Source organism: Telluria sp. AC161 (assembly GCF_979258535.1).
The window spans coordinates 2,994,792-3,009,764 of record NZ_OZ409861.1; the positions used below are offsets into that span (position 1 = coordinate 2,994,792).

Annotated in this window: 8 protein-coding genes and 1 pseudogene; 8 read left to right on the forward strand and 1 reads right to left on the reverse strand. The window is 66.0% G+C overall.

From position 1 onward, the window contains the following. The first annotated feature begins 10 nt into the window (after positions 1 to 10). From ACZ0AJ_RS13445 to ACZ0AJ_RS13465, 5 genes and pseudogenes are all read left to right on the forward strand, one after another. Complete coding sequence (locus ACZ0AJ_RS13445; RefSeq protein WP_499455013.1) at positions 11 to 2,842, forward strand: hybrid sensor histidine kinase/response regulator; 2,832 nt, start codon at positions 11 to 13, stop codon at positions 2,840 to 2,842. 85 nt (positions 2,843 to 2,927) lie between these two features. Continuing rightward, the gene (locus tag ACZ0AJ_RS13450) at positions 2,928 to 4,106 is read left to right on the forward strand and encodes a sensor histidine kinase (RefSeq protein ID WP_499455015.1); all 1,179 of its coding nucleotides are present in this window, start codon (positions 2,928 to 2,930) and stop codon (positions 4,104 to 4,106) included. A gap of 51 nt (positions 4,107 to 4,157) precedes the next feature. Then, positions 4,158 to 4,702: pseudogene (locus tag ACZ0AJ_RS13455) on the forward strand (GNAT family N-acetyltransferase). Between the two features lie 91 nt (positions 4,703 to 4,793). Further along, positions 4,794 to 5,408, forward strand: coding sequence for a response regulator (locus ACZ0AJ_RS13460; protein ID WP_499455016.1), 615 nt, complete (start codon positions 4,794 to 4,796; stop codon positions 5,406 to 5,408). A 218-nt stretch (positions 5,409 to 5,626) separates the two neighbouring features. After that, a complete protein-coding gene (locus ACZ0AJ_RS13465; protein ID WP_499455089.1) occupies positions 5,627 to 7,717 on the forward strand; it encodes a hybrid sensor histidine kinase/response regulator in 2,091 nt (696 codons plus the stop codon). Between the two features lie 60 nt (positions 7,718 to 7,777). On the opposite strand, the gene ACZ0AJ_RS13470 is transcribed toward ACZ0AJ_RS13465, so the two are convergent. After that, positions 7,778 to 11,002 carry an ATP-binding protein gene (locus ACZ0AJ_RS13470; RefSeq protein ID WP_499455017.1) on the reverse strand — a complete coding sequence of 1,075 codons (3,225 nt, stop codon included), beginning with the start codon at positions 11,000 to 11,002 and terminating at the stop codon, positions 7,778 to 7,780. A 296-nt stretch (positions 11,003 to 11,298) separates the two neighbouring features. Here ACZ0AJ_RS13470 and ACZ0AJ_RS13475 point away from each other — a divergent pair, with 296 nt between their 5' ends. The 3 genes from ACZ0AJ_RS13475 (at position 11,299) to ACZ0AJ_RS13485 (ending at position 14,908) form a co-directional block, all read left to right on the forward strand. After that, the gene (locus ACZ0AJ_RS13475; protein WP_499455019.1) at positions 11,299 to 12,963 is read left to right on the forward strand and encodes a methyl-accepting chemotaxis protein; all 1,665 of its coding nucleotides are present in this window, start codon (positions 11,299 to 11,301) and stop codon (positions 12,961 to 12,963) included. Next, complete coding sequence (locus ACZ0AJ_RS13480; protein ID WP_499455020.1) at positions 12,960 to 14,240, forward strand: HD-GYP domain-containing protein; 1,281 nt, start codon at positions 12,960 to 12,962, stop codon at positions 14,238 to 14,240. Before ACZ0AJ_RS13475 ends, ACZ0AJ_RS13480 begins: the two co-directional genes overlap by 4 nt. Positions 14,241 to 14,368: 128 nt before the next feature. Next, positions 14,369 to 14,908 (forward strand): serine acetyltransferase, encoded by a 540-nt coding sequence (locus ACZ0AJ_RS13485; RefSeq protein ID WP_499455021.1) that lies wholly within the window; start codon positions 14,369 to 14,371, stop codon positions 14,906 to 14,908. The last annotated feature ends 65 nt before the right edge of the window (positions 14,909 to 14,973 follow it).

Consider the following 14,973-nt stretch of genomic DNA (forward strand, 5'->3'; position numbering starts at 1 on the left):
ATCGAACCCCTTGACTTCACCTTTCAGCTTCCTGGCCGGCGGCGGCGAGATGGGCGCCCTCATGCGCGCCCACGACTGGCAAGCCACACCGCTGGGGTCGCCCGACACCTGGCCCATGACGCTCAGGACCATGGTCCGGGTCGTGTTGTCGAGCAATCACCCGATGCTCATCTGGTGGGGCGACGAGCTGATCCAGCTCTACAACGACAGCTACCGTCAGACCCTCGGTCATGAACGCCATCCGTCCGCGCTGGGCCAACCCGGCCGGGTCTGCTGGGCGGAAGCCTGGGACCTGATCGGTACCGAGATCGAGCACATCATGGCCGGCGGCCCCGGCGCCTGGCATGACGACCGGCTGATCCCCCTCACCCGCCACGGCCGGCGCGAAGACCTCTGGTGGAACTATGGCTGCAGCCCGATCGAGGACGAGGAAGGCGTGCGCGGCGTGCTTGTCATCGTCAATGACGTTACGCACAACCATTTGCTGCGCCAGCGCCTCGAGCAAACTCACCACGTGCTGTTTGACACGATGGACGAAGGCTTCGGCATGATCGAGATGATCGACGATGCCAACGGCAAGGCAGTTGATTATCTGTTCGTGGAAGCCAACCCCGCCTTTGCCCGCCACACGGGCCTGGTCGACAGTGTCGGCAAGACGGCGCGCGAGCTGGTGCCCGGCATCGAACAGAGCTGGATCGACATCTATGACGATATCGCGCGCAGCGGCGTGGCGCGCCGCTTCGAGCAAGGCTCCGAAGCGATGGGACGCTGGTTCAGCGTCTACGCCAGCCACATCGCGCACCCGACCCGGCGCCGCGTGGCACTGCTATTTACCGACATCAGCAACCAGAAGAACGCCGAGCGCGCCCTGCAGGCGAGCGAAGCGGCCGCGCGCGCCGCCCTCGCCCAGGCCGAGGCCGATCGCCGGCGCCTTGATGCGCTGCTCAGTTCGGCACCCGTGGGCATCGTCTACGCCGACGCCCAGGGCGCCCTCTCGTCGGCCAACCCGATGATGCACGTGCTGTGGGGCGAGCACCCGATGACCACCAGTCCGGAAGGCTATGGCGACTGGCGCGGCTGGTGGGCCGATGGTTCGCAGCACCACGGCCAGCCGGTCCAGGCCCGCGACTGGTCGCTGGTACGCGCGCTGCGCGGCGAGCAGGTCGACGCCGACTTTGTCGAAATCGAGCCGTTCGGCCGGCCGCATGAGCGGCACTTCCTGCTCACCCGGGCCGCGCCGATTCGCGACGACGCCGGCAACATCACCGGCGCCGTGGCCGCGTCGATGGACCTGACGGCCCAGGTGCAGGTGCAGCGCGCGCTGCGCGAGAGTGAAAACAAGTTCCGCACGATGACCGAAGCAATGCCGCAGATGGTGTGGTCGGGCCTGCCCGATGGCACCAACGATTACGCGAACCGGCGCTGGTGCGACTTCACGGGGATGACGAGCCAGGCGCTGGCCGGCAGCGGCTGGACCCGCGCCATCCATCCCGACGACTTGTCGGCGCTGCGGACGCAGTGGATGGCCAGCCTGGCCAGCGGCGCGCTGTTCGAGATCGAGCACCGGCTGCGCCACCACAACGGCGACTACCGCTGGGTACTCAACCGCGCGCTGCCAGTGCGCGACGAGGCCGGCGCCATCATCCGCTGGATGGGCACGGTCACCGACATGCACGACCACCGGCTGGCCGCCGAAGAGCTCAAGGCGGCCAAAGCCCGCAAGGACGAGTTCCTGGCGATGCTGGCGCATGAGCTGCGCAATCCGCTGGCCCCGATCAGCACCGCTGCCCAGATGCTCAAGCTCTCGAGCCTCGATCCGAAGCGCACGGCGCATGCGGCCGACGTGATCGGCCGCCAGGTCCGGCACATGGTCGAGCTGGTGGACGATCTGCTCGACGTCTCGCGCGTCACGCGCGGCCTCGTCGAACTCGAGCGCCTGCCAGTCGATCTCAAGACTGTCATCCACAGCGCCATCGAGCAGGCGCGCCCGCTCATCGAAAAAAAGGGCCACACGCTCGCCACGCGCCTAGGCGCGGCCAATGTCACTGTCACGGGCGACCGCAAGCGGCTGGTGCAGGTGATGACCAACCTGCTGGGCAACGCGGCCAAGTACACGCCGGATGGCGGCGAGATCACGGTGTTTGCCGAAGCCGACACTGCTACCGGCTGCGTGACCCTGTCGGTCAGGGACAACGGGATCGGCATCGAGGCCGGCCTGCTGCCCGACATCTTCGAGCTGTTCACGCAGGCCCGGCGCACACCGGACCGGGCACAGGGCGGGCTGGGCCTGGGGCTGGCTCTGGTGCGCAGCATGGTGACGCTGCACGGCGGCAGGGTCGAGGCGCACAGCGACGGCCCCGGCCGCGGCAGCTGCTTCGCCGTCACCTTGCCGCTGGGCCCGGGCGGAGCCGGTCCCGCTGCCGCCACGCACGATGACAGCGCGCTGGCTTCGCACACGGCGCTGCGCATCATGATTGTCGACGACAACCGCGACGCCGCCGAGTCGCTGGGCATGGTGCTCGCCGCCGTGGGCCATGCGGTGCAGGTCGAGGAATCGCCCCATGGCGCGCTGCTGCGGGCCGAATCCGAGGCGTTCGATGTCTGCCTGCTCGATATCGGCCTGCCCGATATGGACGGCTACCAGCTTGCGCGCCGGCTGCGCGCCGCGCCACGCCTGGCAGGCGCGGTCATGGTGGCGCTCAGCGGCTATGGACAACCGCAGGACGTGGCCGCGTCGCAGGCTGCCGGGTTTGCGCGGCATCTGGTCAAGCCAGTCGATATTCCTTACCTGCTGGCGCTGCTCGACACACTGGCGCCGGACCCGGAAGCCATGCCGGCTTGACCACAATCGTACGGCGTGCGTCCGTGCCCCGGCGTAAGATGGCCGGACGTCAAGACACACGCCACCATCGAAGGGACAGCATCCAGTGAGTTTCGCCACCGACCAGCAAGCCGGTTCCGACCACCTGTCGGCCAATGCACAGCGGATGCTGGGCCTGCGCGGGGCCGTTTTCGCGACATGGGAAGCACGCGTGCGCGAACGCGTCGCACAGGCGCGCAATGTGCAGCATCCGATCCTGATCGATACGCTGCCGGTGTTCTACGACAACATCGTCCAGAGCATCAGCCCCGACTATCCGCGCACGTCCGCCGTCGACGGCACCACGGTCGCGGCCGAGCATGGCGGCGAGCGCGCGCGCATCACGTCGTACGATCACAATGCGCTGATCGAGGAATACCAGATCTTCCGCTGGGCGATCTTCGATGTGGTTCACCGCGAACAGGTCATGCTCGATCACCGCGAAGTCCACACGATCCATTCATCGATCGATTCGGGCATCCAGGAAGCCGTCGAAGCGTTCTCGCTGGTGCACAGCGGCTTTCGCGAACGCTTCGCTGCAGCGCTGACGCACGATATGCGCGGCCCGCTGGGCGCCACGGTCACTGCGCTTGAACTCATCCTGCGCAGCAACGACCTGGACCAGATCAAGAAGGTGGCCGGCAAGGCGCTGGCCAATACCCGGCGCATGAGCAGCATGGTCGACGAATTGCTCGATACGATGGCGTTTCACAGTGGCGAGAGCATTCCGCTGACCATCACGACCTTTCCGATGGACGAACTCGTGGCCGAAGTGCTGGCCGACGCTCGCACCGCACACGGGTCCCGTTTCGAGCTGCACGCGCATCCTGTCGATGGCTGGTGGGATCGCCAGGTGTTCAAGCGGGCGATCGAGAATCTGGTGTCCAACGCCGTGAAATACGGGGCGCCTGCCACGCCGATCAGCGTCAAGGTAGACCAGCTCCACGAACGCCTGCTCGTGTCGGTGCACAACGACGGCCCGCCGATTCCGCCACACGAGCAGGAATGCATCTTCCAGATGTACCGCCGCGCCGAGCTGGCCCAGCGCGGCGATCCGCAAGGCTGGGGGATCGGCCTGCCCTATGTGCGCGCCGTGGCCGAAAGCCATGGCGGCAGTATCGGCCTCGACAGCAACAGCGACCGAGGGACGACGTTCTTCATCAATATCCCGATTGATGGGCGTCCCCATGCCGGGTCACGTACACTGGTTGCCGGACAGGCGCCGGAAGCGACGAAAGCCGACTGAATCACTGCCGGACCTGGCCGGCACGTCACAACCATCTCCAGGAGAACCCTCATGCCCCATGACATCACGCTGCGCACCCTTTCGCATGCCGACGCCCGCGCCTGCAGCGAGCAACTGGCCGATGTCCTGATCGATTGCGTCGAAGGCGGCGCATCGGTCAGTTTCATGCTGCCAATGTCGCGCACGACGGCGCTGGATTACTGGCACGACATCGCAGGCGGCGTGGAGCGCGGCGAGCGGACGCTGATCGTGGCGCAGGACAGGGCTGGCATTCTCGGCACCGTCCAGCTGATTACCGCCATGCCGGACAACCAGCAGCATCGGGCTGATGTGGCCAAGCTGCTGGTGCGGCGCCAGGCACGCGGCGTGGGCATCGGCCGACGGTTAATGGAGGCAGTCGAAGAAGCCGCGCGTACGCAAGGGCGCAGCGTGCTGGTACTCGACACGGCTGACAGCACGGCCGAACGCCTGTATGCACGGTCGGGCTGGCAGCGCGTCGCAGCGTCCCTGACTTCGCCTGTTTACCCGACGGCCCGCTGTGTGCAACGACCTTCTTCTACAAGCACTGCGCGCCTGTCAGCGCGCGCGGGCGCTGATGGGTCGTGCGCCGGTACGATACAATACAAGCAATTAAAACGAATTCAATGAATTCTCATTGAGTCAATGGATAGTGCGGGAGCGGTTCAGGTGGCAACTAAGCAAAGTGCGGTAACGTCCGACGAGGTATGCACCACGCAGGTGGCGGCGCAGATGCTCGGCATCTCGGTGTCGCTGGTGCAGCAGCTGGTGGAAACAGGCGTGCTGGATGCCTGGAAGACCCAGGGCGGGCACCGCCGGATTCCGCTCAAGGCCGTACTCGACTACAAAAACAAGCTGGCCGGAAGCATGGGGCGCGAGGCCGGCGGGCGCGCGACCATTCTCGTGATCGAGGACAACGCCATTCAGCGCGCCCTGTACCAGCGCCAGTTTGCGGCCTGGGACTTGCCAGCGGACTTCATCTTTTGCGAAAACGGCTACCAGGCGCTCCTGCAGATCGCCCGCCGTCCGCCCGACATCTTGCTGGCCGACATCGTCATGGAAGGTATCGACGGCTTCGAAGTGGTGCGCACCGTCATGACCGACCCGGAACTGGCCGACGTCAGCATTGCCATCCTGTCGGGGCTGCCTGCCGACGAGCTGGCAGCCCGTGGCGGCGTGCCGGCAGGCGTCGTGTTCTTCCCCAAACCGATCAACTACGACGAGCTGCGCGGCTATCTGCGCGCGAACGTCGCGCAGCGTGTGCGCAAACCGGCGCCGGTGTAGCGCTCATCTGCCCGTCCGACAATCCCCACATTCGTTACTTTAAACTCAAATAAATTAGATTAACGAATTTAAAGGTTTTGATGTAGACTCATTGTCTGCCAGGAGAGGCGGCACGAGCGCGTCATCCGCCGTTTCCATGCCATGCGCCGGATTCCTCGCAGGTTGCCGACCAATTCCGACGGAGGGTGTGGGTGAGCGCGGATACATCGATAAATAACGTGCCACGGTGGCAGCGCCTGCAGCGTCTCGATACACGCACCGTCAGCGCCCTGATCTGCGCTGGCCTCGTGCTGCTGCTCACACTGGCGCTGGCCAGTTCGGCCTGGGTGCTGCGCTTTCGCGAGATCGACGACTGGGCCAGCGATCTCGATAACCTGACGCTGGCGCTGGCCGAGAGCACGGCGCAATCGATGGCCTCGTCCAGCCTGGCGCTCGACAGCATCCTTGTCGCGCTCCCGGCCGGCGACGGCAATCCGGTGCTGGGGAGCGAGGCGCTCTATCGCACCATGAGCGACAAGATCAGCGGCCTGCCCCAGGTGGCCGTGGCCAGCATCATCGGTGCCGACGGCGCGCTGCTCAGTTCCACACGCGCCTGGCCAACGCCGGTCATCAACCTGGCCGAGCGCGATTATTTCGTTTATCACCGCGCGCACCGCGACCCCGCTCCCTACGTCAGCCGTCCGGTACGCAACAAGATCAACGGGGCCTGGACGTTTTACCTGAGCCGCCGTCGCGAAACGCCCGATGGCCACTTCGCAGGCGTGGCGGTGGTGGGCATCTCGTGCGCGTCGTTCACCGACTTCTTTCGTTCCGTCAGCCCCGGGCAGCAGGCGGCGATCTCGCTGTTGTCGAGCGACCAGGTTCTGCTGGCCTCGTGGCCGCAGCGTGACGCCTCCATTGGCCGGCCGCCAGCCGCCGCTGCCACGAACGACGAGGCGCGCATGGTCGCGCAGCGTCCGGTACGCAACTACCCGCTGGTGATCGAAGCATCCGTGCCTGAAGCGCTGTTGACGAGCAATTGGTGGCGCAATCTGCGGCCTCTGGGCGCCATTGCGATGACCGGCATGCTGGGCGTCGCGCTGGCCTTTGCCACGGTGCTGCGCATCGTCCGCCAGCGCGAGCGCGATGCGGCCGAGGCACTTGCGCTCAAGGCCCAGGCCGATGCGGCCAACCAGGCCAAGTCGCGTTTCCTGGCGATGATGAGCCACGAGATCCGTACCCCGATGAACGGGATTGTCGGCATGTCCGAACTGCTGTTCGGCGCCGGATTGCCGGCGCCGCTGGACACGTATGCGCGCACCGTGCACCAGAGCGTGCTCGAGCTGCTGCGCACCATCAACGACATCCTCGACTTCTCGAAGGTCGAGTCCGGCAACTTGGAACTGCTGCCGCAGGCGTTCGACCCGGTGCGCCACGCCGCGCAGCGGGTCGACTCGTACCGCATGAGCGCAGAGCGCAAGCGCCTGGCGATCGTGCTGCGACCGGGCGTGCTGCCATCGGCCGTCATGGCCGACCCCGATCGCATCGGCCAGGTACTGGGCAATTTGCTCAGCAACGCGATCAAGTTCACCCCTGCTGGCGGCGGCCCGATCGAACTGACCGTGGTGGCCCGGCGCGATCCCGACACGAGCGGCGGGTGGCTGCTGCTGTACCAGGTGAGCGATCACGGCATCGGCATCGAGCCGGCTGCGCAGGCGCGCCTGTTCCAGCCATTCAGCCAGGCCGACAACACCATCAGCCGCGTGTACGGCGGCACCGGCCTGGGGCTGGCCATCTGCCGCCGCCTGGCCGACCTGATGGGTGGCAGTATCGACCTCGTCCCGCGCACCGGGCCCGGCGCGTGCTTCCGCCTGGTCGTGCCGTGCAGCCTGGCACCAGCGCCGGCGCCCGACACCGTCAGCGCAGCCGGACTGCGGGCCACCGTGGGGACACCGCGCGTGCTCGTCGTCGAAGACACCGAGATCAACCGCGAACTGCTGCGCATCCTGCTTGAGAAACTCGGCTGCAGGGTCGACGAAGCAGTCAATGGCGCGGTCGCGCTGGCAGCGCTGGAAACCAGTGCCTACGACCTGGTGCTGATGGACTGCATGATGCCGGTACTCGACGGCTACGAAGCCTGCCGCCAGCTGCGCCAGCGCGAACACGCCACCGGCGCCCCGCGCATGGCCGTGGTGGCGCTGACCGCCAGCGCCATCGACGGCGACCGTGAACGCTGCCTCGCAGCCGGGATGGACGATTACCTGAGCAAGCCCTTCACGGCAGAGCAGCTGGGCGACCTCGTGCGGCGCTGGACGCAGCCGGTGCGCTGACGGGGCGCGGTCAGACGCTTCCCGCCCTGCCCGGCTTGTCGACGGCCAGCAGCCTGGCGATTACGCGGTTGCCGGCACGGACGCCATCAACAGGCGCACGGCGGCCTCGGCGGCGCGGAAATCGAAGCGCCGCAGTGGGTTCCACACACGGTCGAGTGTCACCGCCGGCAGCAGCGGCGCCAGTGTGGCCAGGCAGGCTTCGGCCTGTTCCAGCGCCTCGGCGTCAAGCGCTTCGAGCAGACTCGTCAGGTGTGCGTGCAGCACCGCCGGCGACGCTGCCACGGGCGAGGCTGCCGGCGCCGGCGCCGGTCCAAGGTACTGCCCGATCGCACGCCGCGCCTGCGCCAGCACCTGCGTCAATGGCGCCAGGTCGACCCCGACGCCTTCGGCGCCAGGATCGCGCATGGCGGCGTACAGCATCCGCTCGGCCTCGTGCGCGGCAACGCGCGTGGCTGGCAGGGCCAGGCTGGCGGCCACCCCGGCCAGTTTGTGGGCGAGCGCGGCGGCTTCGCCGGGCCGCCCGGCAGCCAGGCTGGCGCCGATCAGCGCCGCGCTGTCGCCATGCAGTTCGAGGAACTGGGCCAGATACTGGCGGTAGGCCGCGCCGTCCAGCCACAGGGCGAGTCCGGCAGTCACGTCGAGCGCGTCGTCGTCGACCTGTGCCGGCGGCGGGCCGGTCAGGGCGTCCGCACCGCCGCCCTCGCCGTCACTGCCACTTCCGCTTCCGCTTCCGCTTCCGCTTCCGCTTCCGCTTCCGCTTCCGCACAAGCGTCCAATCAGCGCGAGCATCGCCGGCACATCGAATGGCTTGCTCAGCACGTGGCACATGCCGGCCTCGAGCGCCGCCTCCTGCTGTTCCTTGAACGCCCCGGCAGTCAGTGCAATGACCGGCAGGCCGTCGAACTGCGGCATGCGGCGCAGCTGCCGGGTTGCCTCGATGCCGTCCATGACCGGCATCTGCACGTCCATCAACACGACGTCGGCCTGTTCCGGATGCGCCAGCAACCAGTCCAGTGCCTGCCTGCCATCGCCGACGCAGACGGTCTCGGCGCCCTGGTCGCGCAAGATGCGCTGGACCACCTCGCGGTTGATATCGCTGTCGTCGACAACCAGCACGCAGACGTCGCGCAGAGTCTGGCCCGAGGGCGTGGCAGCCGCGCAGACGGCGGTAGCACTGGCTTCAGTGGACGCCTGCAGCGGCAGGCTGAAACTGAACACGCTGCCGCGTCCGGGCACGCTGTCCACGACCAGCGCACCGCCCATCAGTGCAACCAGTTGACGGCAGATGGTCAGCCCCAGGCCCGTGCCACCGAAGCGCCGTGTGGTGGAACTGTCGGCCTGGGTGAATGGCGAAAAGATCGACTCCTGGGCGGCAGGGTCGATGCCGATGCCGGTGTCATGCACGCTGAACTGGAGCACCAGCTCGTCGCCGTCGCGCCGCAGCAAGCTGCAGTGCAGCGCCACCTGGCCATTGGGTGTGAACTTGACCGCATTGCCGGTGAGATTGAGCAGGACCTGCTCGAGCCGCAGTGCGTCCCCGAGCAGGATGCCGACGCCGGGCGGCGGCGTGTCGACGATCAGTTGCAGGTCCTTGCCCGCGGCACTGATGCGCATGCTGGTGGCGATTTTTTCCAGCAACTCGCCCAGGCAGAACGGCGCGGTCTCGATCAGCATGTGCCCGGCCTCGATCTTCGACACGTCGAGGATGTCATTGACGATGGCCAGCAGCGACTGGCCGGACACGCGGATATTGCGCACCATGCTGCGGGCGTCGGCGTCGATCGCGCGCTGCTCGAGCAGATAGGCGAAACCCAGCACGGCGTTGAGCGGCGAACGGATCTCGTGGCTCATATTGGCCAGGAACTCAGCCTTGCTGCGGCTGGCCGCCTCGGCCGCATCGCGGGCCAGCAGCATCTCGGCCTCGGCGCTCTTTTGCGCCGAGATATCCTGCGCGAAGACGAGGGTCGCCGGGCCATCCGCCAGCTTTACCTGCGCGGTAGTCTTGTAGACCGGTACGGAGGAGCCCCATTTGCCCAGGCCGATTGCCTCGAAGTGCTGTTCGGCCGGGGTATCGGCCTCGATCAATGCCTCGTGCTGCGCCAGCCCGGCCAGCGACGGCGCAGCGATCATGGCGCGCCAGCGCAGCCCGGTCAGGTCGTCCGTCGCGCCATAGCCGTGCAAGGCCCGGTAACGCGGGTTGGAATAGATGAAGCGCCCGTGCCGCAGGATGGCGACGGCCAGCGGCGCATCCTCGATCAGCGTTCGAAACCGCGCTTCGCTGTCATACACGCCCTGCATGGCGGCGCGCGCACGCGCCTGCTCGGCATCCTGGCGCGCCCACTGCGCACGCCTGCGCTGCACCACCGCCAGCGCCCCGCAGGCGCCAACTGCCAGCACGCCGAACAGCACGGCCAGCGTCATCGCCTGGCGCCGCAGCGGCGCGGCAACGGCGGCGGCGTCGCGGCTCAGGCCAATCACGAGCGGATAGTCCATCGCCAGCGCCGCTGGCGCGATCGTGGCCATGGCCATCACGCGCTCTTCGCCGGTGGTGTAGACCCGGCCTTCGAGTACACCCGCCACCCGGCCGCTGCTGCGGTGGCGCTGGTAGAACGTACCCGGGCGCGCCAGGTTGATGCCGTCGATCTTTCCTTTCGGCGGGTAGTTCAGCAATTGCCGGCCGCCGCCGTGGACCACCACGGCCCAGACGTCGGGCGCATACATGACGGTACGGAACTGGCCGGTAAAATATTCAGGGTCGAGCGTGGCAAGCACCAGGCCCGCGAAGCGCCCGGCGGCGTCCGGCACCATGCGCGCGACCGTCACCACCTGATCGCCGCGGATCGAGCGGAACGGCTCGGCCACGTACAGGGTGCGGCTGCTGGGCGCACGGCGCACTGCCGTCACATAGTCGCGCCGGGAAAAATCATGCCCATACAAATCGTGTTGGCTGGCAGCGCGCACCCGCCCGTCGCGGTCGAACACCATCATCGTGCGCAGGCCCGGTATCGCGCCGACCAGCGCCGACAGACGACCGGCCAGCTCTGCATCGGCAACGGTGCCATCCGGGGCGCTCAGGTAATCGCGCACCACGCCCTCGAGCGCCACATTGGTGGCCACGAGATCGGTCTGGATATTGCTGGCCAATAGCGTGGTCAGCGACAGCAACCGGGCCCGCTCGCTGCTCTCGAGGCGCCCCACCTCGGTCAGTTGCAGATAAGCGAGACTGGCGCCGAGGAAGACCAGCGCTGTTGCCAGCATGGCGAACTCGACATATCGACGCCGCATGGTGGTTCCGGTGGGTAGGCGGATCATTTTTCTCATGCTACACCTGGCTGGCAAAAGTACAACAACGACGTGTGCGGATTGCAGCAAAAAAGGCCTGCCTCTCGATCATCCCTCCATGTTGCATCACGGAAGGCATCCAGCGACATGCGTCGTGACAAATCACAACACTGCGGTAAAAATAAATCGATTTATTCGTTTTATTTGAGTTATTCGTTTTCCGATGACATAAAATTGTTGCTGGTATGAATTAAACAGGTGGCGCGCCATGCCCGCCACGCCTTCAGCAGGAGTCTGTCATGCGCAATAATTTTCCGGTCACCGATGTCGAAATCGAACTGAGCGACACCGAAACGATCGTCTCGACCACGGATTTGCAAGGCAACATCACCTATGCAAATACGTACTTCATTGCCATCAGCGGCTACACCGAGGAAGAGCTGATCGGGGCGCCCCAGAACATCCTGCGCCATCCCGATATGCCGGTCGAGGCGTTTGCCGATATGTGGGCCACGATCCGCTCGGGCCGGTCCTGGACAGGCATGGTCAAGAACCGTTGCAAGAACGGCGACGCCTATTGGGTGATGGCCAACGCCACCCCGGTCATGGAAAACGGCAAGGCCGTTGGCTACATGTCGGTGCGCACGAAGCCGACGCGCGCCCAGATCACGGCGGCTGCCGAACTGTATCGCAACCTCAAGGCGGGTACCGCCGGTAATATCCGTCTTCAGCAAGGCATGGTGCGCGCGACCGGACTACGCGGCTGGCTCGCGGCCGCAACCCATATGACGCTGCGCCGCCGCATCGCACTGAACCTGACGGGCCAGTGCGCGATGCTGCTGCTGCTGATGGGCTTTCACCTGCTCGACGGCGCAGTCCGGTTCCCCCACCTGGAAACCCCGCTCGGCATCTTGACCGGGGCCGCTGGCGTGTCGTTGCTGTACTTCTGGTACGCGTTACATGCAACCCTGCTGCGGCCGATGGAAGTGGCGCGCCAGGCTTGCCAGACCATGGCGGGCGGCGACCTGAGCGTGAATTTCAGCAGCAACCGGCAAGATGAAATGGGTCAGCTGATGCGGGCGATGCACCAGCTACGCGTCAACCTGCAATCCATCGTGGGCGACGTGCGCACCAACTTCCAGCAAATCAGCGTGGCTACTGCGGAGATCGCGACCGGCAATATGGATCTGTCGGGACGCACCGAGTCCCAGGCCTCGGCGCTCGAAGAGACCGCGTCGAGCATGGAAGAGCTGGCCTCGACCGTGCAGCAGAACAGCGCCAGCGTCGGCCAGGCCAGCACCATGGCCGAAGCGGCCGATGGCACCGCCGTCAGCGGTGGCCTCATCGTCGGCGAAGTGATTGCCACGATGGACGAAATCTCCGAGGCGTCGCGCAAGATCGGCGACATCATCGGCATCATCGAAAGCATCGCTTTCCAGACCAATATTCTGGCCCTGAACGCCGCCGTCGAAGCGGCCCGTGCCGGCGAAGAGGGGCGCGGGTTCGCCGTCGTCGCCAGCGAAGTGCGCAACCTGGCCCAGCGCAGCAACACCTCGGCGCAGGAGATCAAGCGGCTGATCGCCGCCTCGATCAGCAAGGTCGAGGCCGGCGCCGCCCTGGCCGTGCGCGCCGGGGAAACCACCCAGCAGGTGCAGGCCGCGGTGCGCAAGGTCAGCGGCCTGATGAACGAGATCGCCTCCGCCTCGCGCGAACAGGTGGCGGGCATTAGCCAGGTCAATGACGCCGTCACGCAAATGGATGGCGTGACGCAGCAGAATGCCGCGCTGGTGGAGCAATCTGCCGCCGCTGCCGCCGCCCTGCAGGAACAGACGCTCAAGGTCGTCCAGGCGCTGGCCGTGTTCAAGCTGGCCCGCAGTGCAGCGCCAGCGTCCATGCCAGCGATGCCGCCCCGCCGTTCTGCGGGCGTCAACCGCGCCGCTGCGCTGCAGCTGGCCCTGCCATGATCGGGAGCGGTCGGCAAGCCCCGCCGGTCGCGCGTCCCGGGCTGAAAAAAGTCGCCGTCAAGCAGTTACGGCCAGGAATGTATGTAGAACAACTGTGCTGCTCGTGGATCGACACACCATTCTGGCAATCGTCCTTCCTGATCGAATCGGCGGCGCAACTCGAGCGCATCGCGACCAGTCGCGCCGCCGAAGCCTGGATCGACACCGAGCGCGGACTCGATGTCGATTCCGCGCCAGAGGCGAGCGCCGCGGCGCCGGCCGCAGCGCGCGCTCCAGACGACACGGTGTTTCGCTTCCGCCCCGCCCCGCGCGCCACGATGGACGACGAACTCGGCCGCGCCGCCGTGCTGCTCGACCAGTCGAAGCGCGCCCTGTTCGACATGTTCAACGAGGCGCGCATGGGCTGCGCGGTCGAGGTGCGCGACGCGATGCCGATGGTCGAATCCATCGCCGCCTCGGTGCTGCGCAACCCGGGCGCGCTGATTGGCCTGGCGCGCCTGAAGACCGCCGACAACTATACCTACATGCATTCGGTGGCGGTCTGCGCATTGATGATCGCGCTCGCGCGCCAGCTGGGACTCGACGACCATCTCGCCCGCGAACTGGGCCTGGCCGGACTGCTGCATGACGTCGGCAAGATGGCCGTCCCGGCCGAAGTGCTCAACAAACCGGGCAGCCTGACGGAAGACGAATTTTGCGTCGTGCGCAGCCACCCGGCGCAGGGCCACGCCATGCTGCTGGCCTCGCCCGGTGTCGGTCCGGTTGCGCTGGAAGTGTGCCTGCACCACCACGAGCGCCCGGATGGCCGGGGCTACCCACATCGGCTGTCGGGTGACGAGCTGGGCCTGTATGCGCGCATGGGCGCGGTCTGCGATGTGTATGACGCCATCACGTCGAACCGCCCCTACAAGGCGGGCTGGTGCCCGGCCGATTCGCTGCGGCGCATGGCCGAATGGGCCCGCGCCGGGCAGTTCGACGAGGCCGTGTTTGCCGCCTTCGTCAAATGCCTCGGTATCTATCCTGTGGGCACGCTGGTGCGCCTGCAATCGGGCCGTCTCGGCGTCGTCGTGGAACAGCCCTGCGGCAAATCGCTGCTGCTACCCAAGATCAAGGTGTTTTTCTCGACTCGCGCGCGGGCATATATCCGGCCGGAGTTGATCGACCTGGGAGCGCCAGGCGCACGTGATGCCATTGTCGGATGCGAGAACGCTGCCGAGTGGGGTTTGCGGGACATTGACCGGTACTGGCTTGGGGATGGCGTCGTGAAGGCGCCGTGAATGGCGCCAAACCCTATCAATCGCTATACAAACTGAAACGATATTCCCGGCTGATGTAATTCGATAGATTCTCAGAAGTCACCGTTAGTTATAATTTAACTAATACGAATAATGATTCTGGGGACGCAATGAATGATTGGCAATGTGATTTGGCTCGGTACGGCATGCGGCGACCATTTCTGAAGGAACAGTCGATTTGGGCGGTCTGGCTGTATCGTCAAGGACGCCGCATTGACCTCCGCTCTGCAGGGCTCGGCAAAAAGATTCAGACGACGCTGTACTGGCTGGCCTTTCGTGTCGTCGAAACGATGACGGGTGTCAGCCTGCCGAAATCTGCCACCATTGGTCCCGGCCTGCGGATCTGGCACTTCGGCAGTATCTTTATTCATCCCGATACGAAGATCGGCGCAAATTGTACGCTGCGCCAAGGGGTCACGATCGGTAACCGTCATGTCGATGGTCCCGTGCCCGTTCTTGGTGATGACGTGGAGATCGGCGCGTACGCGCAAATATTGGGTGGCGTCAAAATTGGCAACAACTGCCGCATCGGTGCCATGTCAGTCGTCCTGACGGATATGCCGGATGGCAGTACGGCAGTGGGCGCACCCGCGCGCCTGGTTTTCCAGCCTCAGGTGGACGTCCCGGCACAGCAAGCCATTGCGGCTTGATCGCGTGGGGTCAGGTCCATGCATTTTTCCTGAAGTCCAGCCGGCAATCGTCACATGTAGCGGGC